At 65.3% G+C, this 24,548-nt stretch carries 28 protein-coding genes; 14 read left to right on the forward strand and 14 right to left on the reverse strand.

All coding sequences use genetic code 11. From position 1 onward, the window contains the following. Positions 1 to 137: 137 nt before the first annotated feature. Entirely contained in the window at positions 138 to 392 is a 255-nt protein-coding gene (locus tag AV929_RS15720) for a hypothetical protein (RefSeq protein WP_050007461.1), read from the reverse strand. 111 nt (positions 393 to 503) lie between these two features. Between AV929_RS15720 and AV929_RS15725 the strand changes: the two genes are divergently transcribed. After that, positions 504 to 995, forward strand: coding sequence for a metallophosphoesterase (locus AV929_RS15725; protein ID WP_064288680.1), 492 nt, complete (start codon positions 504 to 506; stop codon positions 993 to 995). A gap of 3 nt (positions 996 to 998) precedes the next feature. On the opposite strand, the gene AV929_RS15730 is transcribed toward AV929_RS15725, so the two are convergent. Beyond that, positions 999 to 2,063 (reverse strand): type II glyceraldehyde-3-phosphate dehydrogenase, encoded by a 1,065-nt coding sequence (locus AV929_RS15730; protein ID WP_008307747.1) that lies wholly within the window; start codon positions 2,061 to 2,063, stop codon positions 999 to 1,001. Between the two features lie 191 nt (positions 2,064 to 2,254). Between AV929_RS15730 and AV929_RS15735 the strand changes: the two genes are divergently transcribed. After that, the gene (locus AV929_RS15735; RefSeq protein WP_064288681.1) at positions 2,255 to 3,208 is read left to right on the forward strand and encodes an aminopeptidase; all 954 of its coding nucleotides are present in this window, start codon (positions 2,255 to 2,257) and stop codon (positions 3,206 to 3,208) included. Positions 3,209 to 3,275: 67 nt separating this feature from the next. Here AV929_RS15735 and AV929_RS15740 read toward each other — a convergent pair whose 3' ends face one another. Beyond that, positions 3,276 to 3,689, reverse strand: a complete 414-nt coding sequence (locus AV929_RS15740) for a DUF1648 domain-containing protein (protein WP_014041386.1) — start codon at positions 3,687 to 3,689, stop codon at positions 3,276 to 3,278. Positions 3,690 to 3,799: 110 nt separating this feature from the next. Here AV929_RS15740 and AV929_RS15745 point away from each other — a divergent pair, with 110 nt between their 5' ends. The 3 genes from AV929_RS15745 to AV929_RS15755 all read left to right on the forward strand — a co-directional run bounded on the left by AV929_RS15745 (position 3,800) and on the right by AV929_RS15755 (position 5,872). Next, the gene (locus AV929_RS15745; RefSeq protein ID WP_008307750.1) at positions 3,800 to 4,453 is read left to right on the forward strand and encodes an HVO_0476 family zinc finger protein; all 654 of its coding nucleotides are present in this window, start codon (positions 3,800 to 3,802) and stop codon (positions 4,451 to 4,453) included. A gap of 1 nt (position 4,454) precedes the next feature. Continuing rightward, complete coding sequence (locus tag AV929_RS15750) at positions 4,455 to 5,078, forward strand: protein-L-isoaspartate(D-aspartate) O-methyltransferase (protein ID WP_014041385.1); 624 nt, start codon at positions 4,455 to 4,457, stop codon at positions 5,076 to 5,078. Between the two features lie 62 nt (positions 5,079 to 5,140). After that, on the forward strand, positions 5,141 to 5,872 hold the full coding sequence (locus AV929_RS15755; protein ID WP_014041384.1) for a protein-L-isoaspartate O-methyltransferase: 732 nt from the start codon (positions 5,141 to 5,143) through the stop codon (positions 5,870 to 5,872). On the opposite strand, the gene AV929_RS15760 is transcribed toward AV929_RS15755, so the two are convergent. After that, positions 5,869 to 6,315, reverse strand: coding sequence for a hypothetical protein (locus tag AV929_RS15760; protein WP_014041383.1), 447 nt, complete (start codon positions 6,313 to 6,315; stop codon positions 5,869 to 5,871). The two genes, AV929_RS15755 and AV929_RS15760, sit on opposite strands and share 4 nt — an antisense overlap. A 75-nt stretch (positions 6,316 to 6,390) precedes the next feature. On the opposite strand from AV929_RS15760, the gene AV929_RS15765 reads away from it, so the two are divergent. Beyond that, the gene (locus tag AV929_RS15765) at positions 6,391 to 7,455 is read left to right on the forward strand and encodes an ATP-binding protein (protein ID WP_064288682.1); all 1,065 of its coding nucleotides are present in this window, start codon (positions 6,391 to 6,393) and stop codon (positions 7,453 to 7,455) included. Between the two features lie 14 nt (positions 7,456 to 7,469). Here AV929_RS15765 and crcB read toward each other — a convergent pair whose 3' ends face one another. Genes crcB through AV929_RS15780 form a run of 3 tightly spaced genes read right to left on the reverse strand, consistent with a single transcriptional unit; the run spans position 7,470 to position 8,562 of the window. Further along, positions 7,470 to 7,829 (reverse strand): fluoride efflux transporter CrcB, encoded by a 360-nt coding sequence (crcB, locus tag AV929_RS15770; RefSeq protein ID WP_014041381.1) that lies wholly within the window; start codon positions 7,827 to 7,829, stop codon positions 7,470 to 7,472. Beyond that, on the reverse strand, positions 7,829 to 8,212 hold the full coding sequence (locus tag AV929_RS15775; protein WP_023843421.1) for a CrcB family protein: 384 nt from the start codon (positions 8,210 to 8,212) through the stop codon (positions 7,829 to 7,831). Before AV929_RS15775 ends, crcB begins: the two co-directional genes overlap by 1 nt. 2 nt (positions 8,213 to 8,214) lie before the next feature. Beyond that, a complete protein-coding gene (locus tag AV929_RS15780; RefSeq protein ID WP_008307758.1) occupies positions 8,215 to 8,562 on the reverse strand; it encodes a hypothetical protein in 348 nt (115 codons plus the stop codon). Positions 8,563 to 8,871: 309 nt separating this feature from the next. Here AV929_RS15780 and AV929_RS15785 point away from each other — a divergent pair, with 309 nt between their 5' ends. From AV929_RS15785 to AV929_RS15800, 4 genes are all read left to right on the forward strand, one after another. Continuing rightward, entirely contained in the window at positions 8,872 to 10,833 is a 1,962-nt protein-coding gene (locus AV929_RS15785; RefSeq protein ID WP_050007466.1) for an archaea-specific SMC-related protein, read from the forward strand. 44 nt (positions 10,834 to 10,877) lie between these two features. Further along, the gene (rdfA, locus tag AV929_RS15790; protein ID WP_008307760.1) at positions 10,878 to 11,495 is read left to right on the forward strand and encodes a rod-determining factor RdfA; all 618 of its coding nucleotides are present in this window, start codon (positions 10,878 to 10,880) and stop codon (positions 11,493 to 11,495) included. A 216-nt stretch (positions 11,496 to 11,711) separates the two neighbouring features. After that, the gene (locus AV929_RS15795) at positions 11,712 to 12,815 is read left to right on the forward strand and encodes an aminotransferase class V-fold PLP-dependent enzyme (protein ID WP_014041378.1); all 1,104 of its coding nucleotides are present in this window, start codon (positions 11,712 to 11,714) and stop codon (positions 12,813 to 12,815) included. A 78-nt stretch (positions 12,816 to 12,893) separates the two neighbouring features. Then, positions 12,894 to 14,189, forward strand: a complete 1,296-nt coding sequence (locus tag AV929_RS15800) for an NUDIX domain-containing protein (protein ID WP_064288683.1) — start codon at positions 12,894 to 12,896, stop codon at positions 14,187 to 14,189. 18 nt (positions 14,190 to 14,207) lie between these two features. Here the strand turns inward: AV929_RS15800 and AV929_RS15805 are convergent, their stop codons facing one another. Further along, complete coding sequence (locus tag AV929_RS15805; RefSeq protein WP_050037119.1) at positions 14,208 to 14,954, reverse strand: MBL fold metallo-hydrolase; 747 nt, start codon at positions 14,952 to 14,954, stop codon at positions 14,208 to 14,210. A gap of 96 nt (positions 14,955 to 15,050) precedes the next feature. Here AV929_RS15805 and AV929_RS15810 point away from each other — a divergent pair, with 96 nt between their 5' ends. Continuing rightward, the gene (locus AV929_RS15810) at positions 15,051 to 16,187 is read left to right on the forward strand and encodes a site-2 protease family protein (RefSeq protein WP_064288684.1); all 1,137 of its coding nucleotides are present in this window, start codon (positions 15,051 to 15,053) and stop codon (positions 16,185 to 16,187) included. Between the two features lie 178 nt (positions 16,188 to 16,365). Further along, positions 16,366 to 17,220 (forward strand): ZIP family metal transporter, encoded by an 855-nt coding sequence (locus tag AV929_RS15815; protein WP_064288685.1) that lies wholly within the window; start codon positions 16,366 to 16,368, stop codon positions 17,218 to 17,220. A 17-nt stretch (positions 17,221 to 17,237) separates the two neighbouring features. On the opposite strand, the gene AV929_RS15820 is transcribed toward AV929_RS15815, so the two are convergent. The 5 genes from AV929_RS15820 to AV929_RS15840 all read right to left on the reverse strand — a co-directional run bounded on the left by AV929_RS15820 (position 17,238) and on the right by AV929_RS15840 (position 21,952). Next, the gene (locus tag AV929_RS15820; RefSeq protein ID WP_014041373.1) at positions 17,238 to 17,537 is read right to left on the reverse strand and encodes a CPCC family cysteine-rich protein; all 300 of its coding nucleotides are present in this window, start codon (positions 17,535 to 17,537) and stop codon (positions 17,238 to 17,240) included. Positions 17,538 to 17,605: 68 nt separating this feature from the next. Next, entirely contained in the window at positions 17,606 to 17,890 is a 285-nt protein-coding gene (locus AV929_RS15825) for a DUF6360 family protein (RefSeq protein WP_004590818.1), read from the reverse strand. Between the two features lie 34 nt (positions 17,891 to 17,924). Beyond that, positions 17,925 to 19,088 (reverse strand): nicotinate phosphoribosyltransferase, encoded by a 1,164-nt coding sequence (locus AV929_RS15830; protein ID WP_064288686.1) that lies wholly within the window; start codon positions 19,086 to 19,088, stop codon positions 17,925 to 17,927. A 52-nt stretch (positions 19,089 to 19,140) separates the two neighbouring features. Next, entirely contained in the window at positions 19,141 to 20,502 is a 1,362-nt protein-coding gene (locus tag AV929_RS15835) for an Hvo_1808 family surface protein (protein WP_064288687.1), read from the reverse strand. Next, entirely contained in the window at positions 20,495 to 21,952 is a 1,458-nt protein-coding gene (locus AV929_RS15840; RefSeq protein WP_064288688.1) for an Hvo_1808 family surface protein, read from the reverse strand. The genes AV929_RS15835 and AV929_RS15840 overlap by 8 nt, the downstream gene beginning before the upstream one ends. A 147-nt stretch (positions 21,953 to 22,099) precedes the next feature. Here AV929_RS15840 and AV929_RS15845 point away from each other — a divergent pair, with 147 nt between their 5' ends. Beyond that, on the forward strand, positions 22,100 to 22,672 hold the full coding sequence (locus tag AV929_RS15845) for a cysteine hydrolase family protein (protein WP_014041369.1): 573 nt from the start codon (positions 22,100 to 22,102) through the stop codon (positions 22,670 to 22,672). Positions 22,673 to 22,774: 102 nt separating this feature from the next. Here AV929_RS15845 and AV929_RS15850 read toward each other — a convergent pair whose 3' ends face one another. After that, positions 22,775 to 23,632, reverse strand: a complete 858-nt coding sequence (locus tag AV929_RS15850; RefSeq protein ID WP_050037113.1) for a hypothetical protein — start codon at positions 23,630 to 23,632, stop codon at positions 22,775 to 22,777. A 223-nt stretch (positions 23,633 to 23,855) separates the two neighbouring features. On the opposite strand from AV929_RS15850, the gene AV929_RS15855 reads away from it, so the two are divergent. Continuing rightward, the gene (locus tag AV929_RS15855) at positions 23,856 to 24,539 is read left to right on the forward strand and encodes a lipoate--protein ligase family protein (RefSeq protein WP_050037112.1); all 684 of its coding nucleotides are present in this window, start codon (positions 23,856 to 23,858) and stop codon (positions 24,537 to 24,539) included. Positions 24,540 to 24,548 lie beyond the last annotated feature (9 nt).

Genomic DNA, 24,548 nt, shown 5'->3' on the forward strand with positions numbered 1-24,548 from the left:
GCTCGACGTGGCGTTCGAGCGCGTGTTCGAGGAAAGCCCGTCCAGAAGGCCGAGGAATCGCGGGCCGAAACGGTCGAGGAACACGACCACATGGCGGCGGTGGACAGAGTCACCTCGGACCGCTGGCGCGACGAGAGTTAGTCGTCGTCGCTACTGTTCGGTGGCTTCCCGCCGGGGAGCGCACTCCGCGCCCGCCCGGCGATTGCACCGGGGATGTCTGTCGGAGAGGGAGCGACCCACTCGATAATCAGTAAGGCGGCGGCTAACCCGAGAAAGACCGCACCGATCGCCGTCTGGCCGCGGGCGAGGTTGTCGACGCCGAGAAGGGTGACCCGCGCGGCGAGTACGACCGCGACCATCAGCTCGATTGTCCCGATGAGTCCCCGTGCCATCGGCCGTCGTAGGCGGTGACTAAACAAAAACGTCGCGCCTGTGTGACGACGGCGGTCCCACCTGTGTCGTGGGCCACACGTTCAAGTCGCTCCCGGCTGAACGTCGTCGGTATGCAGATCGGCATCGTCTCGGACACGCACGACAACGCCGCGCAGGTCGAAGCCGCAGTGGAGACGTTCTCGGAGGCGGACTGTGAGACGGTCGTCCACTGCGGCGACTTCGTCGCCCCCTTCTCGGTGACGCCGTTCGACGGCGACTGGTCGTTTTACGCCGTTCGTGGCAACAACGACGGCGAGTGGGCAGTCCAGTCTACCGTCGAGGAATTCGGCACGTACTTCGGCGAGATGGGCGAGCTGACCATCGATGGGCACACCCTCGCGGTGTATCACGGGACCAGCGGGGAGATCGTCGACGCGCTGGTCGACTGTGGGACCTACGACTACGTTTTCCACGGGCACACGCACGAACGCGGTTCCGAGGAGCGTGGGGGTACGGTCCGAATCAACCCCGGCGGCATTTCGATTCCGCCGGCGCCCGAGCCGTTCTCGGTTGCGACGCTGTCGACGGACACCGGCGAAGTCGAGTTCCACGAACTGGGGTGAGAATCAGTCGTCGGCGTGACTGTCGACGCGCTGTGGACTGCCGTCGTGTTCGACGAGGCCGCGCCCGACACCGAGGGCTTCGTCGGTCCGTCGGATGCTCTTCTCGGCGCTTGCGGTCCGCTCCGAGAGCGCGCGAACGGCGTCGATGTTCTCCGGCACGACATCGGCTTCCTGGTGAATCGCCTGAAACAGGTAGAGGTCCCGCCCTTGGACTGTGATTGATTCGGCCCAGATACAGTTCTCCCACACGTCACCGCGCGGGCGACCGGCATCACGGGTGTACTCTTTGAGTTTCCCTGCACCGTCGATACCCAGCGTCTTCGGGATGAGGAACAGTCGCGATTCGTCGGTCAGTAGCGACGTGACTTCCTCTGTCGTTGGTTCGCTTTCCAGCGTGACGTTGACGCTGTGGGTGTGCATCTGCGTTGTCGGGACCTTCATCCCCATCGTGTCGATGTCGAGGTCGGGAAAAATCGTCTGGACGTCAGGACCGTGGTGGGAGGGGATTTCGACGGGGTCGGGGAGTGTGTCGTTGATGGGGCCACGACCGGTCTGGCCCGGGTCGGCACCGCGCCGGACCAGTGTCACGCGCGATTTCTCGACGCCGTATGATTCCTTGAGCGGCGCGAGAAGGCGTGAAAGTCCAGTCGTATTGCAGGAGACGACGCGGGCCGTGTCAGCCCCGACTGCGTTCTCGTAGTTGGCGCGAGCGTTGAAGCTCACGTCTGCCACATCGGCGTCCTCCCCACCCTGGAAGATGGCTGGCGTATCGTGCTCGGCGTACAGCGGCGCGTTGGCCGCGCCGACGCCACTTGGCGTGGTGTCGACGACCACGTCGCTCGTTTCAATGAGGTCATGGACCGTACCGGCCGTCGCGAGATCGGCTTCATCGAACGGTTCGCGGCCGTCCGCGGCGTAGAGGTCGTAGCCGCGGTCGTCTGCGATAGTTGCCTCGAAGTTCGGCGAGCGCTTTGCGACGCCCGCAACTGTCATATCTGGCTGGACACGCACCGCGTCAGCGACGCGTTTCCCGATGGTGCCGAAGCCGTTGATGCCCACGTGGAGCATACACGTCCATATCTCCGGGGAGAGTATATTCTTTGTGATTAATATACGGAGAAATTAACTCACATAGTTGTACCTCTGGCGATTGTGAGCTTTGACCACATTCCTCTGAAAACACTGAGACGTAGCGCGTTTCGACGCCCTGCGCCCACAGTCCATCAAGAGTTATTCAGTCGGAGTACGCAATCGGTTGTATGGACAACTCGTCGCTTCGCGCGCCCGCCGAGACCGCTGTCAAACAGTGCCTGAACCTCCAGTCCGACGAATCATGCGCCGTCGTTACTGACGACCAGCGGAAATCAATCGGCGAGGCGCTGTATCGCGTCGCCGCGGAGATTACCGATAACGCCGTTTTCGTACGCTACCCGCCGGGCGAACAACACGGTTCGGAACCGCCTGCGCCGGTCGCTGGCGCGATGGAAACTGCCGATGTCGTGCTCGCGCCGACGACCAAGAGCCTGAGCCACACAGAAGCCCGGACCGACGCCAATGAGGCCGGCGCTCGCGTTGCAACCTTGCCCGGTATCAGCGAGGGCGTGTTTCTGATGGGATTAGACGCCGACTACCACCGCATCGAACAGCACTGCAAGGACGTGCTGGCGCAGGTCGAGGACGCCGATGAAATCCGAGTCACGTCGCCCCAGGGGACCGATATCACGTTCGGCATCGGTGCGCGCGAGTGGCACATGGACACCGGTATCGTCCACGAGGCTGGCGAGATGTCGAACCTCCCTGCCGGCGAGGTGTTCCTCGCTCCGGAGACTGCCGACGGCACGTTCGTCGTCGACGGGACGATGCGCCCCCACGGCAAACTCGACGGCAAGCGTCTCACCTTTGAGGTCGAAGACGGCTACGTCACGGATATCGACGACCCCGATATCCGCGCACAGGTCGAGGAGGCTGCCGAGGAGGTCGGCCGGGACGCCTACAACCTCGCCGAGCTCGGCATCGGTACGAACGTCGCCGTGACCGAACTCGTCGGCTCCGTCCTCCTAGACGAGAAGGCCGGCGGGACGGTCCACATCGCTATCGGCGACGACCACGCGATGGGCGGCGACGTGTACGCGCCGATCCATTTGGACGGGATTTTGACGGAACCGACCGTGTATGCGGACGGCGAGGAAGTGGAACTTCCTCGCGTCGAGTGAGCGGCGAGAACGGACTCCCACAAAGACCCGTGAATAGCGGACGCTGACTGACAGCCAACCGCCGCTATCAGTCTACGTATTCTGCTTTCAACGCGTACGCGACCATGACAACCGTCCAGACGAGCGACCCGACGAGGACGATGTCGAACGGGACCGAATAGCCGAGGTTCCACGCGAGCACGAGCCCGTGTATCCCACTCATGAACGCCATCGTTGCGACGGTGATGGTGGCTGCCACCCGCGGCACGTCCGGCGGGTCGTAACGGAACGCCAATTTCAGCACAATGAGTGTTGCGAGCATCAGCGCCGGCATGAGAACGACACCGACCGGCTTCGAGACGTAGTTATCGGGCGTGCCCGACGCGGAGAAGTGAATCGCGACCTCTGCGGGGAGGCGCGACCAGACCGCCACGCCGGCCAGGGCTGTCAGGGCGATGATGGCACCGCTTGCGATGTCAGTACGGCTCTGTCGGCGCGCCATACCCGTTGTTTCGTCCCGCCGCTCAAGAAGGTCGGCGTGACTGTGCGAGTGAGAACCACGAGCAGCGCCGTGGCGACGACCATTTACGGGAGCGTAGTCAACGACTGCATATGACAGACGCTACACCGGGCGACCGCATCGCCCTCCCGTGTCCGGCCTGTTCGCCGGACCTGGAAACGGTTCACGAGGTGCTGAAGCCGGGCGGCCATGTGACGGTTCGCTGTACGGACTGCGACCACGTCCACAAGGAACAATTGCCGGAGGAAGAGACGCTGAAGCGAAGCGTCGTTGTCTCACAGGACGGGGACTCCTTTACCGCCGAGGTCGACGTCCCGGCCGAGGAAGAACTGTCCGTCGGCGAGGAGTTCCTGCTGGAGACAGAAGAAGCAGTTGTGACGGCGCGGATCACCAGTCTGGAGACCGCGGACGGCCGCGAGGACGAGGCGGCCGCCGAGGACGTCGAGACTATCTGGTCGCGGGCGGTCGGGAACGTCTCGGTCAACGTCACGATGCATCCAAAGGACGGCACTCACGACGAGACCGAGAGCTTCAAGCTCCACGTCCCCGGCGACTACGAGTTCGTCGTCGGCGAGACCGAGGAGTTCGGCGAGGAGGAATTCACCGTCGAGGGGATTCACGTCCGCGACGACGCACACGGCTACGACCACGAGAACATGGACCACGACGGCGACATGGGTATCGCGAAAGACATCAACCGACTGTACGTCAGGGACGAGTCGACCACGGCGTGGTCGGCGTGGTAGGATGGCCGACTGGGGCCGAAAACGGTCGCGGCTGGCCGACCGCCTTCGCGAGCGTGTCTCCGACGAGGCCGTTCTCGCGGCGATAGCGTCGGTTCCCCGCCACCGGTTCGTTCCGGACGACAAGCGACACGACGCCTACGCCGACCGCCCGCTCCCGATCGGGTCAGGTCAGACGGTTTCTGCGCCGCACATGGTTGCAATCATGTCCGAGTTACTGGACCTGTCCCCGGGGGATCAGGTGTTAGAGGTCGGTACGGGGTGTGGGTACCACGCCGCGGTGACCGCCGAACTGGTCGGCCCCGAGAACGTCTACAGCGTGGAGTACCACGCATCGCTGGCCGACGAAGCACGGGAAACGCTGGAAGCGACCGGCTACGGCGACGTTTCCGTTCGCGCCGACGACGGCAAGGAGGGGTGGCCCGACCACGCCCCCTACGATCGGACGTATCTCACATGTGCCGCGCCGGAGTTCCCCGCCCCGCTCGTCGACCAGACCCGCACCGGTGGTCTCTTGCTGGCTCCAATCGGTGACGGGCGACAGCGTCTCATCCGCGCGGAGAAACAGGCCGACGGCACGCTCGATAGCGAGGACCACGGCGGCGTTCGATTCGTCCCGCTCCAGTAGGGTCTTTCGACAGACGCCGCCGTTGTCGCGCCATTGATATAGCTCTGGTCGAATATACTGGTATGGACCCAGCGGTACTGCGGGACGACATGGTCGACAGCCTGCAACACGAGAGCAAGGGTGTTGTCCGGAGCGCGTGGCTGTCGGCAGCGATGCGTGCCGTCCCCCGGGAGGCCTTCGTCGGCGAGCAACAGGCCTACTCCGACCGCCCGTTCGAGCGCCTCGGCACGCGCGTGCTCTCGCCCAGTACCGCCGGTCGAGTGCTCGAAACCCTGTCACCCGAAGAAGACGACGACGTGCTCGTGGTCGGTGCCGGTGTCGGCTACACGGCCGCGGTGCTTGCGGAACACGTCGGTGCGGCCAACGTTCACGCGATAGATATCACGCGGCGGCTCGTCATCGAAGCCCGGCAGAACCTGGCAGAAGCAGGCTACGACGCCGTCCTCGTGGACCGCCGCGACGGCGCTGCCGGGCTGCCCGAATACGCACCGTACGACCGTATTCTTCTGGAAGCCGCCGCAATCGACCCGCCGCGGGCGCTCCTCCAGCAACTGACCGATGACGGTCGACTGGTGATGCCGCTTGGCACCGGTGAACAGTCCCTCGCTGTCGTGGAGGCCGACGGCTCGGTCACGCAACACGGCACCGTCGCGTTCCAGCCGATGCTCGTCGAGGGCGAGCAGGCCGACACCGTCGAGCGCAACCGGACCCATCGTGAAGACCGCGAGCGCGCCCGGCGGGCGGCCCAGTCCCGCGCCGGCTGGGAGCAGGAGTGGATCGACTGGGACGGCTAGGGCGACTCGACGACGAGCAGGTCGGTGTTCGAGCGGGCGTCCTCGTAGTTGCTCCCCGCTGGTGGTTTCACCTCGAACGTGACCGTGCCGTCCTGTTGATTCGGTCCGAGCGACGGCGACAGTGAGAGGGTCGCGTTCCCTGCACTCCCTGTCTCGCCAGTCTTGACCGACGAGAGCGTTGCTGTCCCGCTTTTCGCGACCACCGTCGCGCCGGAGACGGGCGACCCCTTCGAGTCGACGACAGTGACAACTACGTCCTGTGTCCCCGGATTAGCTACTTCGGGGTGTGGCTCAACGTCGACCTCTGTCACCTGCAGCGTCTCGATTCCGGAGATGGTGCTCATCATCACGGAGAGGCAGGCGACGCCGACCACCAGCGCGATGACCAGGCGGATCGGCAGTCCCTCGATAGCACGTTCGTCGTGCCACAACGAATCTGACATGTGCTGGGGTGGCCCCGGGTTCGTACTTGAATCCCCGGACAAACGTTCAAATATCAGAGCGAAGCAACCGCCGGCATGGTCGTTATCGGACGTGAGGGGGCGACGGGGGCGACGGCGCGGCTGGGTCACTATCGGGCCCGCGACGGGAGCCGCGGCGCTGCGGTCGACCTCGATGTCGACCGGCCACACGTCGGTCTCGTCGTCGGCAAACGCGGGTCGGGGAAGACGTACACGCTCGGCGTCCTCGCCGAGGGCCTGCTGGCTGCCGAGGGGGTCGCGCCGGTCGTCGTCGACCCGATGGGAGCGTTCACGCCACTTAGCGCCGCGGACGTGTCTGCCACGGTGGTCGACCCCAGCGTTCGCGCGGACGCGCTCGACCCGCGCCAGTGGTGTACGGTGCTCGGCCTCAACCCCGAACGGGGCGCGGGCGCGCTCGTGTGGCGAGCGGCGAGCGAGCGTGCGACGCTTGGCGGGATGCGTTCATGGGTGGCCGATGCCGATGTGGCGGCGAGCACCGCCCGCGCGGCGACGAACCATCTCGCGCTCGCCGCGTCCTGGGGCGTCTTCGAGCCTTCGGGTATCGAGGTGGAGACGCTGTGCAGCGACGGCCTGACCGTGCTCGATATGTCGGGATTCGCTTCCCGGCCGGCCGGTGCGGTCCTCGCCGCTGTCGCGACCGCGCTGTACGATGCCCGGGTGACTGACCGGACGGACCGACTGCCCTGGCTGCTGGTCGACGAAGCCCACGCGTTCACCGACGGCGTCGCCCGGCGTCCGCTCCGTCGGCTCGTCACCCGGGGCCGCCAGCCCGGCGTGAGTTGTGTGCTCGCGACACAGCGACCTAGCGCTGTGCCACCGACGACCGTCTCACAGACGGACCTGCTCGTCGCCCACCGACTGACGAGTACGGCAGACATCGACGCGCTACAGGCGGCCCAGCCGACGTATCTCGACGGCGATTTCACGGCTCGACTGCCAGAGACGACCGGCGACGCGCTCGTCGTCGACGACGATACTGAATCCGTTCATCATGTAACGGTCCGCGAGCGGCGGACGCCCCACGGCGGCGAGACGCCGCGAGCCAGCGATCTCAAAGCAGACAGGGAGCACGAAGCTCGTACAGGGGGTTCTGAAATCTGATGGTCCGGCACGAATCACACGATCTGTACGACGCCCCAGGCCAATCCGATCCCGGCCAGCGCACAGGCGAGGTTGGCGACGGCGTTGAGTACGGCCAGCGCCACGTAGCCGTCCTCCCATAGCCGCACCGTCCCGACCGAAAACGAGGAAAACGTCGTGAACGAGCCACACGCGCCGACACCGACCAGCAGCGCTGCATCGCCGGTGACGCCAGCAAACGTCAGCAGTCCGAGGACGAAGCTCCCGATGACGTTCACCGTGAGCGTCCCGAGCGGGAACGTCTCTCGCTGGACAGCCCCCGCCAGGTAGTGACGACAGAGCGCGCCGATAGCGCCGCCGGTCCCGACCAGATGCGCCGGCTCGATAGCGACCATCAGCGGCCACCTCCGGCGAACAGCCGGACGGCCTCACGGCCGACGAGGACACCGGCAAACCCCAGAGCGTAGCTGCCGACGATGTTCGCGACAGCCCACTCGGGCGTTAACACCGTCTCCACTGCGAACGTGCTGTAGGTGGTAAACGACGAGATGAAGCCGGTCGACGCGGCCAGTTTCGTCTCGCTGGCCAGCGCACCGACCTGCAGCCCTTCGTACACGAGCACGCCGAGCGCGAAACTGCCGCAGACGTTGACCAGCAGTGTCCCCTGTAACCCCGGAACAAAGAGGCCGACGAAGTACCGGAGGTTCGAGCCGGCGAAGCCCCCCAGACCCACAAGGACGATAGTTTCGACCGTCACCAGTGGGTGGGTGTCTGCCATCTTCACTCCCCAAGTATCTCCGCTAGCCGCGCTTCACCGAGCGTGTCGACGAGCTGTGCGAGTTCGATAACCCGTTCTTCGCCGAGCGCGTCGACGAGTTCACGGATCTCTGCCGGGTCGAACGTTCGGGCGACGTAGCCGAGGTTCTCCACCATCCGCGTCGTCCGGTCTAGTGTCTCTTCGTCGGGTCGTAGCGTTAGCGGCCGGTTCGTGAACTTGCCGTTTTCGTTGAAGTAGCAGAACCGTAACTCGGCGGTGTCGCTGTCATCCGGATCGACGATCTGCAAGACACCGTACCCACTGTCCCACTCGTCCAGTTCGACCTCGAGCAGCGTTTCGTAACGGGTCATACGACCTGCTTCCGATCACGCCGACTTATAGGTTGGCATCTGAAGAGACTCACAAGCGGTTAAGATTGCTATCCACAATAAAACAGTAGTATAAGAGAGAAAAACCTCCTCTCCCTCCCGTCAATCCTTCTGTATCGGAATAATATTGGTACAGGTGTTATTCCGGAATCGACTGTCAGTCTGTGCGCTGTCTGCCGTGTCTCATCGCCGTCGAGTCTGGCGTGTCCGCCCGCACTCGGGGCGCCAAGTGTGTAATTTGGTTTTCGGCAATGAAATTATTTTTATATCCGCTCCGACTACAGCAGACCAATGCCAGAATCAAAGCAAGGATCTAGTGTCGCCCATTTTGATGTCACCAATATCGGTGGGATCGACGAGACATCAGTCGATATTCCACCGGGTGTGACGGTGCTGACGGGAAAGAACGCCACAAACCGGACGTCGTTTCTGCAGTCTATTATGGCGGCAATGGGGAGTACGCAGGCCACGCTGAAAGGCGACGCCGACGAGGGGAGCGTTGCCCTCACGTATGGGGATGAGGTGTACGAACGGACGCTCACGCGGGCGGGGGATGCTGTTCAGTTTGACGGCGACGGCTACCTCGACGACCCCGAGGTCGCCGACCTGTTCGCGTTCCTCCTCGAAACCAACGAGGCGCGCCGGTCCGTGGCTCGTGGCGACGATCTCCGCGAGATCATCATGCGGCCGGTCGATATCGACGCGATCCGTTCGGAAGTCGAACAGCTGGAAGCGGAGAAAGGCGACATCAACGACGAACTCGCCACGGTTGAATCCCGCCAGCGCGACCTTCCGGACCTCGAACAGCGCCGGACCGAACTCCGCGAGCAGATCGAGGAGAAGCGCGAGGAACTGGCCGAGCGCGAGGAGGAGATCGACAACAGCAGCCGGGACATCGAGGAGAGCCGTCAGGAACAGGACGTCCTCGAAGAGAAACTCGACGAACTCCGCTCGACGCGGTCGGACCTCGAATCCGTCCGGCGGGACATCGAGGCACAGGAGGAGAGCATCTCCTCGCTGAAACGCGAACGGTCCGACCTCGAAGACGAACTGGACGAACTGCCGGAGACGCCGATGGGCGACCAGCAGCACCTCGAAGACGAGATCGCAAGCCTGCGCGACCAGCGCCAGCGGCTGAACAGCGAGATCTCCGACCTTCAGAGCCTCATCCAGTACAACGAGGAACGGCTCGAAGAGGAAGACTACGACGTCATTCAGTCACTCGAAGACGCGCCCGAAGGCTCCGACGGCGCGGTGACGGAGCAACTCCTCGAAGGCGAGGACGAGGAATCCGTCGTCTGCTGGACGTGTGGCTCGACGGTCGACCGCGAGCAGATCGAAGACACCGTCGACCGCCTGCAGGACCTCCGCCGGGGGAAGGTCGAGGACCTCAACGACATCAAGTCGGAACTCGACGATCTCAAGACCGACCAGCGCGAGGCGGAAAAGAAGCAGCGCCGTCGCGAGAACGTCGAGCGGAAGATACAGGAGACCGAAACGGAGATCGAACGCCGCGAAGAGCAGATCACCTCGCTGAAGGAGCGACGCGAGGAACTGACTGACGACGTCGAGTCGCTGGAAGACGAGGTCGACAACCTCGAATCCGAGGACTTTGACGAGATCCTCTCACTACACCGGGAGGCAAACCAGCTCGAGTTCGAGATCGACAGCCTGGAATCCGACCTCGACGACGTATCAGCCGAAATCGAAGAGATCGAGGAGATGGTCAAGCGGGCCGACGACCTCCGCGAGGAACGCGACGCCCTCGTTGAGGAACTCACCGACAAGCGGACGAAAATCGACCAGATCGAGGCTAACGCTGTCGACGAGTTCAACGAGCACATGGACGCTATCCTCGGCATTCTGGAGTACGAGAACCTCGAACGCATCTGGATCGAACGCGTCGAGCAGACCGTCCGCGAGGGGCGCCAGAAGGTCGACCGAACGGTGTTCGAACTCCACATCGTCCGGACCACCGAGAACGGCGCGGCTTACGAGGACACCATCGAGCACCTCAGCGAGAGCGAGCGCGAAGTGACCGGGCTCATCTTCGCTCTCGCGGGCTATCTGGTACACGACCTCCACGAGAGCGTTCCGTTCATGCTGCTCGACTCGCTGGAGGCCATCGATTCGGCGCGGATCGCCGAACTCGTCGAGTACTTCGCCGACTACGCCGAGCATCTCGTCGTCGCCCTCTTGCCGGAGGACGCGCAGGCGCTGGACGACGACTTCAACCGCATCACCTCAATCTAACCCCGTAGTCTTTTAGTTCCGGTTACCGTACGTGGGAACAACAGATGGCGAATACGACAGACGGCCGGCCGTCGAGCAAAGTCGCTCGGCTCATCGACGAGTACGAACTCGATGGACTCGGTGCGGAGATGGAGGCCCGCTGGACGGGCGACGGTGAAGAGCGCATGAGCCTTCGTGACCTCGCGGAGTTTTTCAACAAGCGCCTCCTCGAACGCGAGTTGGTCGATGCGGGCCTGAGTGCCCTCGAAAGCGACGTGGAATCGACCTACGAGAACCTCACCGGTGACGACATCAGCACAGGTGTCAGGACCGACACCGTCAACCGACTCGAACGCAACGGCGTCGACGTCGATGGTCTCGAAACCGATTTCATCACCTACCAGGCTATCCGGTCGTATCTGAAGGAGTGGCGCGGCGCGGAGTACCAGGGGCTGTCCGACGACGAGAAGATCGAAAAGGACCTCGAGAGCATTCAGCGGCTACTGACCCGAACGCTGTCGGTCACCGACCAGCGCATCGAGAAACTACGCGATACGGGCCGCATTGACATCGAGGACTTCGAGGTGTTTCTGGACGCGCAGGTGCTGTGCCAGTCGTGTGGCAGCCAGTACGCCGTCGCGGAGTTCTTCGAGCAGGGCGGTTGTGAGTGCCAGCAAGACTGAGTTACCACTCTACGTCTTCCCTGACTGTCGGGATAGACTCAACGATTCGAAAACGTCGAAACAATCGACAGAGTTTGTGAAACACAACAAAGTAGAATATACGGTAGCTACGGGTAGTCGCAGAACCAGAATCGTACTACTGTTCCGGAACCCCGACTGCGAAACTGCCTACTGGCTCACACAGGGCTGAAGGCGTCGGGGGCCATCGGAACGGACATGGACCCAGCCGAGCTCCGAGCGTCGATTCCGGCACTCGAACGGTGTACGTACTTCAACACGGGGGCAAGCGGGCCGACGCCGCGCCCCGTAGTCGACGCTGCGACGGCGTTTCTCGAACGCCACGCCTTCGATGCACCTGCCGGCGACGGCCCTTACACGGTTGCGTGGGACGCTATCGCGGCGGCCCGCGAAGTCGTCGCCGGCCACATCGGAACCGAGGCCGCCAACGTCGCGTTCACTCGCAGTACCGCCGATGGGGTCAACATGGTTGCAGGGGCTATCGACTGGCAGCCCGGCGACGTAGTGGTCCGGACTGACCTCGAACACCCCGCCGGAACGCTCCCGTGGGACCGGCTGGCCGACACCCACGATATCGAGGTCCGCGTACTGGAAACCGAGGGTGGTCGGCTCGACATGGCTGACGTAAAAGACGCCGTGGCCGACGCCAGACTGGTGGCGCTGAGTTCGCTCACCTGGACACACGGGACCAGACTTCCGGTCGGGGATGTCGTCGACGTGGTCCACGACGCCGGCGCACAGGTGCTCGTCGACGCCGTCCAGTCCGTCGGGCAACACCCCGTCGACGTGACCGAGTGGGGCGCGGATTTCGTGGCCGCAGCGGGGCACAAGTGGTTGCTTGGTATCTGGGGCGGCGGGTTCCTCTACGTCGACCCCGACGCCTACGACCGACTGCGCCAGACTCGCATCGGCTACCGGAGCGTCGAGAATCCCACTGGGGACGGATACGAGTACTACCCGGGCGCGCGCCGGTTCGAGGTCGGCACTACCTCACCGGTCCCGTACGTCGCGCTCGCGAACGCCATCGAGACGGTCGAGGCCGTCGGATTCGATACGATTCAGGCCCGCGTCGAACGGCTGACCGACCGGCTCAAGGACGGCCTCGGCGACCGGCTGCTGAGCCCCCGCGACTACGAGTCGGGACTCGTGACGTTCACTGCCGACGACCCCGAGGCGACCGTCGAGCGACTCGCGGCCGAGGGTGTCATTATCAGGTCACTCTCCCACCCCGAGGCGCTTCGGGCGTCGGTCCATGCGTTCAACACGGCTGACGATGTCGACCGCTTGCTCGACGCGCTGTAGTTCTCTCAACGCATCCCGCCTCGACTGTGGCTCTCACTGGCCCGGACTTTATTGCCCCGGCCAGCCGTTCACGCCCGTATGGAGACACGCCCTGTCGTGACGTGCTTCCTACGCAGCGATGGCGAGGTGTTGCTGTTGCGCCGGAGCGATGCAGTCGGCTCGTATCAGGGCCAGTGGAGCGGGGTCGCGGGACACGTCGCCGACGACGCCGGGCGAGATCGGGACCCGGAGACGGCCGCACGGGCCGAAATCGACGAGGAGACCGGGCTGGTCGACGCGGTGACGCTCGTCCGGCAGGGCGACTCGTTTCGGGTCGCTGACGACGACCGGGGCGTTCGATGGGTCGTTCATCCGTTCCTGTTCGACTGCGAGGCCCGCACAGTCGCGACTAACGAGGAGACGACCGAGACTGCGTGGGTCCACCCGCCCGACATACTGGTCCGCGAGACGGTCCCGCGGCTGTGGACCTCCTGGGACCGCGTTCGCCCGCGAGTGGCGACAGTACGCGAGGACCGGACCCACGGCTCGGCGTGGCTGTCGCTCCGGGCACTGGAGGTGCTGCGCGACGAGGCCGCCCTGGCCGATGCCGGACGGTCTGACGACCTGGAGACGGCCGAGCGGGACGGTGACGGCTGGGACATGCTCGCTGCCCTCGCCGCTGAAATCCGCGAAGCGCGCTCCTCGATGGTCGTCGTCGCGAACCGTCTCAACCGAGCGATGGCTGCCGTGACCGATGAATCGCCAGCGGCTGTCGAGCGGGCGGCGACCGAAACGCTGAATCACGCGGTGACCGCCGACCGCGTCGCCGCCGCCGTCGCCGCCGAGCACGTCGGTGACCGCCTCGCGACGCTGTCTCGCTCCGGGACAGTCCGTGCAGTGGTCGACGCCGCTGCCCCAGCGGCCGTGCTCGTCGCCGAGTCACGGCCCGGCGGTGAAGGCGTTGGCGTCGCGGAGACGTTCGCCGACAGCGCCGCGGTGACGCTGACTACTGACGCAGCGTTCGGTCACGAACTGGATGTGTGGAATGCCGACACGCTCGTCGTCGGGGCCGACCGAGTTCTTCCGGATGGCCGCGTGGTCAACAAAGTTGGAACCTGCCCAGCAGCTCTGTCGGCGGCCGCCGCGGCCGTGGACTGCTACGCCGTGTGTGCCACGGACAAGATCGCGCCACGCGCTGCGTGGGGCCGAGAAGAGCGGGAGCCAGAGGAGGTGTACGACGGTGACGCCGACATCGCTGTGTCCAACCCCACCTTCGACCTGACGCCGGCATCGGCAGTGACGGTCGTCACCGAACGCGGCGTTCTGGGGACGGACGACATCGAGGAGATCGCTGAGGCCCACCGGGAGCGGAGCGGGTGGGCCGACGGTGGCTAACGCCGATCTTTCGCCCGCTCACTGCTCGTCTAACACGACCGGGACGCCGGCTTCGGCTACGTCGGCAGCGAACTCGCGGGAGTCGGCTTCGAGGTTGGAAAAGGTGTTGTAGTGGACCGGCATCACGAGGTCCGGGTCGATGGTCGCGGCCAGCGAGGCGGCCTCGTGGCGGTCCATGGTCGCCCGCGGGCCGATAGGCGGACACAGCAGCGATACCTCAAGGGTCCGATGCCCCGGCAGTACGTCCGAATCGCCCGGATAGAACGCTCTGGTCCCCTCGACGGCGATCATGAAGCCACAGCCGAAGCCCTCCGGGTGGTAGGGCGTTCCATCGGGGAGCGTATGCGGGCCGTCCGGTTCGTTGTACGCCGGCGTCGACCAGATCGGTACGTCTTTGACGGTCTTCTGCGATTTCATTCCGACCTCGACCACGTCGTAGGGCAGCGAGGACAGTGGTGGGAGGTCCCGGTCGCCCACGCGCTCGTCGATACCCTCGTAGGCGACGATAGTCGCGTCCTCGCTCGCGACGCGCTCGATGCCGTCTGGGTCGTAGTGGTGGACGTGGGTCACACACACCACGTCGCCGTCTTCCGCGCGGTAGTCGCTGCTTGGCGGGTGGCCGATACCGTCCGTATGGGGCTCCCATTCGCCGGTGAGCACGCCGTACCGGCCCGGGTCGACGTACACCACCGTGTCGTCGCTGGCGAACCGGAGCGTCGCGTACCCCAGCCAGTCGACGATCAGCCCGTCGTGTCGAACTGTCATTAGGTGTCCGTACACGCTACACCCTGAATAAGGCCGCTACTCGCTGGCGTCGCCCCCATCAGAAGATATACCCGGCCACTGTCCGTTTGCTTGCCCGTGCGAAACTTCCACATCACGACGGTCTGGGGGATTCCGATACGGGTCAACGTCTCGCTGCTGATTTTCCTGCCGGTGCTGGCCTGGATTATCGGTAGCGGGGCTCAGATATCGGTGTACGCCGGCATCGTGAGCGCTCTCTCCGGCGTGACGCTCGACCCCACGGTGCTGACCGCGGGCCAGACGCCGTGGCTCATCGGCACCGCCGCGGCGGTGGGTCTGTTCGCCAGCGTCGCACTGCACGAACTGGGCCACGCCTGGGCGGCGATGCGCTACGGGCTCCGGGTAGAGTCGATCACGCTCTGGATTCTCGGCGGCCTTGCCAGCCTCGAATCCATGCCCAAGGAGTGGAACCGGGAACTCGTCATCGCGCTGGCCGGCCCGGCCGTGAGTATTCTGACTGGCATCGCCTGCTACGCCGCGCTGTTTGCCCTGCCAGCGAGCGCGCAGGTGACGCTGTTTGTCGTTGGCTGGCTGGCCGTCACCAATCTCTTCCTCGCCGTGTTCAATATGCTGCCGGCGTTCCCGATGGACGGGGGCCGCGTGCTCCGGGCGCTGCTCGCGCGAAAGCGACCCTACGCGACGGCGACTCGCATCGCCGCTCGTATCGGGACCGGGTTCGCCGTGCTGTTCGCCGTCGTCGGCGTCCTCTCGTTCAGCCCGCTGTTGTTGCTGCTCGCGCTGTTCGTCTACGGTGCTGCGTCGAGCGAATCCCGCACGGTTGCCCTGGCCGCCCTGCTGGAAGGGCTGACCGTCGACGACGTGGCCAGCCCGCTCGACGCGACTATCGAGGCCAGCGCCAGTATCGAGGACCTCGTCGACCGGATGTTCGCCGACCGGCGGACGGAGTTCGCTGTCACGCGCGGCGGCGACGTGGTCGGCGTCGTCACCGTCGGCGATTTCAGGGAACTCTCGAAGGCCGAACGTGAGGCCGACACCGTCGCCGACCTGATGGAGACCGACCTGCCGCGCTTTGCCTCGGAAACTGCCGCTTTCGACGTGCTCGTCGAACTCGACACCGCCAGAGCCACCGCCGCCTTCGTCGACGGCCCCGAGGGGACCCGTGTGGTCTCCCGCGAGGACTTCTCCAGTGCGATGGAGATGCAGCGGCTCGTTGGGTCGCCGGAACCGTTCTAACACAGCGTTTACTCGCTCGAATATGGTCCCTACCAGCTAGAAGGCGCTACCTGAAGCCGGCTGGACAACCTGGGCGAGCCGGGGTTTTCCGATTCTGTACGGAGACGACGCCAGAACCTGAGACGCCACCTCCCGACTGCCGGTACATCCAAGAGGGGGCGACGTCCACTACTCGACAATGCAAACCGGGTTCGTCGAACTGTTTGTCGACCTCGTCGGCACCGACCCGCTCATAAACGGCCTCGTAGGTGGGACCATCATCGCGACGATGAACCTCTTCGGCGCGTCGCTCGTGCTGGTCTGGCGTGACCCCTCGGAGCGGGCGCTGGACACGGCGCTCGGGTTCGCCGCCGGCGTGATGCTGGCCGCCGCGTTCACGAGCCTTATCATCCCCGGCATCGAGGAGTACTCGGGCGGGAACCCGATTCCGACACTCGTCGGTGTCGCACTGGGGGCGCTGTTTCTCGACCGCGCGGACGGCCTCGTCCCGCACGCCCACTACCTCCTGACCGGGAGCCGGCGGTCGGACGCCGCCAACCCCAGCCAGGACCTCTCGATTGACGAATCCAAACTGACGGGCGTCATCCTGTTTATCCTCGCGATCACGCTGCACAACATCCCGGAAGGGCTGGCCGTCGGCGTCGGCTTCGGCGCGGCCGCCGGCGACCCGCTCCGGATCGGGGGCGCGCTCTCGCTGATGCTCGCCATCGGCATCCAGAACATCCCCGAGGGGCTGGCCGTCTCCGTCGCAGCGATCAACGCTGGTCTGGACCGTCGGCTCTACGCCGTCTTCACCGGGATTCGTTCCGGCGTCGTGGAAATCCCGCTCGCGGTGCTCGGCGCTGTCGCCGTCGTGACCGTCGAACCGCTCCTGCCCTACGCGATGGGGTTTGCGGCGGGCGCGATGCTGTTCGTGATTTCCGACGAGATAATCCCCGAGACCCACCAGCGCGGCTACGAGCGCGTCGCGACGCTCGGACTGATGGCGGGCGTCATCGTCATGCTGTACCTAGATATCGCGCTCGCAGCTTGAGTCCTGTTTCGTATCTGCTATTCCTCGTAAGGCCAGTTCGGGTCGCGGTCGAGGCCGGTCGGCTCCTCGCAGTCCCCGGCCTCGTCGGGGGAACACGCCCCGTGTTCGCTGAAGTTCTCGCGCGCTTCCGTCAGCGACACATGGTTCGTATCGCTGACGAACTCCGCGTCGCCGAACTGGATTGGGTCGTCGAGCCAGTGACACACCGGACACATCTCGTACGACCCGGGCCGCCCCTCGGGGAGTGTCTGGTAGCCACAGCACGGGCAGTAGCCCAGCTCCCGTGCGGCTGGATTACCGGGCGTCTCGGTTGACATATTTCGTGGTATGTGTCTTCACACCATAGAATTACCGACCCGTAGCGGTGCACGCTGAGACGAACAGACTACTCCGATTGCGCGTCTTCGACCTTCCCGGCGTACTCCTCCAGTTCGGCGGCGAGTTCGCGTGCCTGGGCCGCCGACAGCGTCACTGAGTCCGCGTGTGGCTTCACTGCGTCGAGATCGGTGTTGTCCATCTCTAACTGGAGTTCGACGTGGTCCGGGTTCTTCCGCGGCGCGGTCACGTTCAGCACGGCCAGGGCCTCCTCCTCGAAGCCGTGGCCCTCTACCTCACCGTCGAGCAGGTCGAAGGTCGTGTACGCGTTGACCTTCATGATGCGGTCGACCATACCGCGTGTTCGCGGGCCCGAGACTTAACGCCCGTTACTCGGCTGCGGTCGCGCCTTCGTAGTCGACCCGTTCGGCGTCCGCCGCCGCGCGGTCGATGGCCCCGTCGAGGTCGAACTCCCTGACGATGTCTCCGTCACGAATCAGTGGGTCCAGTAGCGATTCGGCGTCCTCCGGCGCGTCGCGGTCGGCCAGGCCGATGTGGTGGCCGCCGTCGGCGGTACGGTACACCGATTTTGTGCCGGTAAGCTTCCCCCGCTTGGCCGCCGGCTCGCCGTCCAGTTCCACGATATCCAGCGCGAAGTCCAGCGGATCGGCGTTGGCGACGTAGCCCCCGACGCCGAAGCCGTCGGCCACGTCCCGTAGCTCCCGGAGCGTCGTCGGGGTAAGTCCGCCGGAGAGGAACAGGTCCACGTCCTCGTGGCCGTGGGCGTCCAGCGTCCAGCGAACCTCCCGGACGATGTGGCGGAAGTCCCCGCGGCGGGATCCAGTCGTATCCAGTCGGACGCCCGCGAGGTCGTCGACGGCTTCCGCTGCGCGGAGCGCCTCGTCGACCTCGTCGCTGTAGGTGTCTGTCAGCGCGATGCGGGGCGTCTCCTCGGGGACGGCGGCGTCGAACGCCTGCCACGCCTGTTCCTGATTACCGCGGCCGAAACAGATCATGAGCGCGTGGGGCATCGTCCCACCAGCGTCCCGGTCGATGACCTCGCCCGCAGCGACGTTCGAGATACCGTCGAGACCGCCCAGCAGCGCCGAGCGCTCGATCATCGCCGCTATCGACGGGTGGACGTGACGCGAGCCAAAGGAGAGCACCGTCGACTCCGGTGCGGCGTAGCGGGCCTCTAGCGCCCGCGTCGCGATGCCTGTCGGATGCGAGAGAAAACCAAGGAGCGCCGTCTCCAGGCGACAGAACTCCCGGTACGGCCCCTCGATTCGCATTACCGGGCCGCCGTCGAACAGTTGTCCTTCGGGGAGCGCGTCAACGTCGACGCTCCGTCCTTCAAGCAACTCGGCGGCGTCTTTCAGCCCCGCCAGCAGCTTCCACTGCCCCGTCGCGAACTGGTTCGCCGTCACTTCGGCGACCACGTCCGGGTTCTTTCCGGCGTGTTCCAGCGTCTCCATTGTCCGGTCGAAGTAGGCGTCGGTCGCCCGCCCCTCGCGAATCGCCTCTGGCGAGACGACGTCGAACTCCTCGGTCATAACACGGTGTTTTCAGTGTGGCGAAAAAAGCGGTCCGGTCGGCGACTGGCCCTCAGGACTCCGCTGGCTGGTGAATCTCGTCGAGATCGCTCACTGTCGGGCCGTTGACGATGCGGACGGTCTTGCCGGACCGGACGACGCGGAAGGCGTCGTTGAACTGGTCGTCCGCTGGGACGACGTAGACGTTACTCCGGGGCTGGCTGGCGTCGTGTTCCTCGGTCAGTGCCGCCCGATACGCCTGTGCGAACTCGCTGGCGTCCTCCTCGGTATCCCAGCGGATCTCCCAGACGTAGCCGTAGCCGCCGGAGCCGTTGCGGTAGGGAACGACGAGATCACCGCCCCAGCCCGCCGACATCTCGCTCTCGTAGCTGTAGCGGTCGCCCTCCGTCTGGCCGTTGTGGTACATCATCGCGTACATCGAGGTCTCCCCGACCGTGTCGCCGACCGGGTCGTGGTCGAAGCGGCTCCACTCGTCGGTCGAGCGGTCAGCGACGCTGACGTTCACGGGCTCTTCGTCGGGATATTTCTCCGGATGGAGCACCTGCTCGGTGCTGTCGGGGAAGTCGTCGTGGAGGGCGTCGACGGCGTCCCAGCCGCCGTCAGCGCGCACCTGGTCGACGAACCGCGGCCCGGTGACGTACGGCTGGTAGAGGACGGTGAACAGCCCCTCGTTGTAGCTCGGCTGCTGGCTGGCGTCGTCTCCGTCGCTGCTTCCGCCGTCGTCACTGGTCCGGTCCGGGAGCGCGATACAGCCCCAGCCGTCACCACAGCGGCGCTCGTAGAGGATGCGGACGTAGTTGGCCTCGCCCTCGGTGACGCCCTGCCGTGACAGTTGCGTGTCCTGCGTCTCCGCGGAGCCGTTCAGCCCGAAGTGCTGGTCCTGCAGGGCGTGAACGAGTTCGTGTGAGAGCGTGCGCCGGTCGATCTGTGGCGTCTCCGTCGGGCTGACGATGACGATTTCGTCCTCGCTCGGTGAGTAGTAGCCCTGCACTGTCGTCGAGAGCGTGTCGTCGATTTCGTCGCTGCTGCCCGAATCCTCGCCGATGAGCAAGAGCGCTTCCCACACCTGGTCGTTCCAGGGGTCCTGTGGACGACTGCTGCCGCCGCCCTCGTTGCCCCCGGACCGGTTCTGGTACTCCGCCCGGGAGATGACCGAAACCGGGACTGGCTCTTTGAATTCCAAGTCACGGACCTGCTCGACGCGGGCCATCGTCCGGGCGACGACAGCCTCTCGCTCCGTCTCGTTCAGGCCGTCGTCGGTCGTCACCGACACCGAGTCGTCGTACCAGTAGCCGCTCTCGTAGCCGATGGCATCGTCACCGGTCGGTGTTGCAGGGTGGTCGCTGCCGCCGAAGGATGGGACCGTACAGCCCGCCAAGACGACCGCCAGCGCAATGAGCAGTTCCTTACGCATCGTGGACCTCGTCGAGTTCGTCGGCTGTCGGCGCGTTCACGACGGTGACCGTCTCCCCATCGACTCTGACGGCGACAGCGTCGGTGTAGGGGCTATCTTCCTCGATGACCCAGTGGCCCTCCGCGGTTCTGGTACCGCCCCAGTGGGCGATGACCGCTTCCCAAGCGTCAGCGAACTCGCGGGCGTCGGCCTCGCTGTCCCAGGTCGTCTTCCAGACGTAGGCCGTCTCGTCGCCGTTGTCGTAGATGTGCATCCGGCCGCCCTGCCAGCCGTCGGTGGCGGGCAGGTCGTAGTTGTACGGGTCGTCGCTGTCCAGCGATCCGTCCTCGTAGTTGATGACGTCACGCGTCCGGACGACGCTCGACTCGTTGTAGTCATCGGCGATGGTGTACGCCATCGACCCGGCGATGGCAGAGGGACCGACGACGGCGTAGTCGGGCCGGTCCCGGTCGGTCGAGGGTCTGACCCGCTCCCAGTCGTCGCTGGACCGGTCCGCCAGCGAGACGGACTCGGGTTCCCATTCGGGGTAGCGCTCGGGGTAGGTCACTTCGGCGGCCCCGTCGGGATAGTCGTCGTAGGCGTCGTTGACAGCACTCCAGCCGCCGCGTTCTCGGAGGGCTCCAATCAAGCCGGGACCGTCGCTGTAGGGGAAATACTGCATGAAGTTGATGCCGAAGTGACGGTCGCCGCCGCCACCGCCGCTCTGGGCGGGCCTGTCGATACAGCGCCATTCCTCGCCACAGCGGTCGGTGTAGGTCTGGGTGACGGCGACGGCGTCGCCTTCGACCATTCCGTTTCGACCCTGCACCTGATCCCGCGTCCGCGCGTCACTTTCGAGGCCGAAGTGCTGGTCCTGCAGGGCGTGGACGAGTTCGTGGGCCAGCGTCCCCCGGCTTATCGTCGGCGTCTCGGAATCACTGACGATGACGATTTCACCGCGCTGGCTGCTGTAGTAGCCAAGCACGCTCTCCCCGCGGTTGCTGTTCTGGACGGCGATGGAGTCGCGGTCCTCGCCGATGAAAAACAGCGCCTCGAACTTCGCGTTGTCGAACCGACGCAGCGAATCGCCGGTTTCGCCGCCGCCCGTGTTGTTTCGATACTCGGCTCGCGAGACGACGGAGACCGGCACTGTCTCCTCGAACTCCAGCCCGCGAACCCGCTCGACGCGGGCCATCGTCCGGGCGACGACGGCTTCCCGCTCCGTCTCGTTCAGCCCGTCCCCGGTTGTTATCGACAGCGATTCGTTGTACCAGTAGCCATTCTCGTAGCCCAGCCGGTCCGTCGCAGGCGCTGGCGGGGCGGAGTCGTTGCTCCCGTAGTCGGTCGCGGGCTCACTTGGCGTCAGGTCGTCGCCACCAGTTTCCATCTCGGGCGACGCACTGGGTGCCTGACAGCCCGCCAGTAACAGCACAACGGCACAGAGAACGACGAGGGCGAAAGGGCGGCGCATCTACCTTTACGCTGGGTTACCACAGTGAAAAGTCACACGCTAATCGCGGGAACGTTCGTCGGTCAGAAAGACTGCTCGTGTTTGTTCCCGCCGTCCGAAATTCACCGTGGGAGTAACTTTCGTAGTCGCGCCCTCCCAAGGTCCCGCATGGAACTCGACCCAGCACAGACCGCTCTGGTCGTCGTCGATATGCAGAACGGCTTCTGTCACCCCGATGGAAGCCTCTATGCACCGGACAGCGAAGCAGCCATCGAACCCTGTGCCGAACTCGTCGACCGCGCCCGTGAGGCCGGCGCGAAAGTCGTGTTCACTCGCGACGTGCATCCGCCCGACCAGTTCGAGGACACCCACTACTACGACGAGTTCGACCGATGGGGCGAACACGTCGTCGAAGGTTCCTGGGAGACCGAACTCGTCGAGGACCTCGACCCGCAGGACGAGGACCTGACCGTGGTCAAGCACACCTATGACGCCTTCTACCAGACGGAACTGGAGGGATGGCTCGACGCCCACGGCGTCACGGACCTGGCTATCTGTGGCACGCTCGCGAACGTCTGCGTGCTCCACACCGCCTCTAGCGCCGGCCTGCGGGACTACCGCCCGATCCTCGTCGAGGACGCCGTCGGCTACATCGAGGACGACCACCGCGAGTACGCACTAGATCACGCCGACTGGCTGTTCGGCGAACTGACCGACCGGGGCGAACTCGCCTTCGCCTGAGATGGGGGCTGACCCATTCGCGGCGACATGGCCGAGGTCAAGGAAGGTCCCGAGTACGACCTGGACTTCCGCGCACATCCCGAGCGGTACGACAAATCGTAGTTACAGAGACGCCTCGTCACCGGTCGTGGCCTGCTCGATAGTCACCTGCACCTCGTCACCGACGGCGAGGTCGATGGTCTCACCGACGAGCTTCGCGCCGAAGCGTTCGCGGCCACAGAACAGCGCGATGCCGGTTATCGGTTCGCCGTTTGCCAGGACGGTCAGGTCGTCCCATGTGACCGTGCGGCCGTCCGCTGTCCCGACGTGCTGGCCTGCAAGGGCTGCGGCGTCGGTTCCGTCACGGCCCAGCAGCCCGCCTCCGGAGTAGTGTGGGAGCCCGCCGTCGAGGACTCCGGAATCGCCGCCGTCGGCGTCGTTGGCGATGCCGACGAAGGATTCACCAGGTGCCGGATGAGCAGGTTCGTCAAGTCGGACCCACGTTTCGCCGCCGGCGACGACGGTGCCGGTCCCGTCCCAGGAAAGCGGCGTCACGTCGACAGCCACGTCGACCGGCAGCGACCCCGACGCCCGGTAGGGGTTCGCGTCGGGATCACGGAAGCCGAGGTGGATGTGGTTCGGGACCCACGGCGCGAAAAAGCCCGCCCGGACCAGCTCCCCGAGGTCGTCGCCGACGGCCACCGTCTCGCCGGGTTCGACGGCGGGGTCGACATGCAGCAGCCGAGCCACAGTGTCGCCGGTGTCGATCAGGATGAGATGGTCGTGTTCGGCGGCGTAGGCCTTCGGCGGGGCCTGCACCGTCTTCGTGTCCAGCACTTCGCCGGCGACCGGCGACGGCGCGCGCTCGCCGTCTGGGTAGAGGTCGATGGCACACCCCTTGTCGTGGGCGTCGAACGGCGAGTTGTACAGGGAAAAGCGGTAATACTGAAAGAGTACGCCTCGCGGTATCGTGACGACCATCGGCGGCGATTAGGCGTGTGTCGGTATGGCTCTGTCGCCCGAGAGTTCAAGACCCATGCCGAGGCCACCGGTTCGTGTGCGCTGACGACGACCGCGGCGGGGGCAGCGGGAGCGCGACACGTCCCGCCGCGACGGCCATGTGTCGCCTGTTCGCTATCCACCGCTGAGGGGTATCTGCTTGACCGGCGGACCGTTTTAAGCCCGAGGGGCCGTACGGTCCGCTATGCGTCTGCTACGGGGTCGCACCGCTGACCCGGAAACTGACTTCGAGCGGACCCGCAAGATGGCCGAGACGGTCGCCGAGGACCGCGAGCCAGCCCTGCGAGCCTGGCGACCGCACAGACAGGTCGCATTCGGCCGCCGTGACACGAACAGCGACGGCTACAACCGAGCGCGCCGGGCCGCTCGCGACCGGGGCTACACCGTCATCGAGCGCGCCGTGGGGGGTCGCGCCGTCGCCTACACCGGGTCGACTGTCTCGTTTTCCATTGCCGTCCCGACCGATGACCCGCGAGGGTCTATCGATGACCGCTACGAGTGGGCCAAAGCCGCTGTGAAGCGCGCGCTCGACGACTGCGGCGTCACCGCTCGGACGGGCGAACCGGACGCCTCTTTCTGTCCGGGGAGCCACTCGCTGCAGGCCGATGGCAAAATCGCGGGGCTCGCACAGCGCGTCCGCCAGTCCGTCGCTGTCGTCGGCGGCATCGTCGTCGTTCGGGACCACGAGGCTATCGCCGAGGTGCTGGCTCCCATCTACGAGGCAATCGATGTCCCGTTCGACCCCCAGAGCGTCGGGAGCGTCGCCAACGCTGGGGGAACCGACGACCCCGAACAGGTTATCGTGGCGCTGGAGCGGTCGCTGGCTGACGGCCCCGACGTGTCGGTGAGCGCTATCCGAGAGACTTAGGGGTGCGCC

It is taken from the genome of Haloarcula sp. K1, assembly GCF_001647155.1.
GTDB lineage: Archaea > Halobacteriota > Halobacteria > Halobacteriales > Haloarculaceae > Haloarcula > Haloarcula hispanica.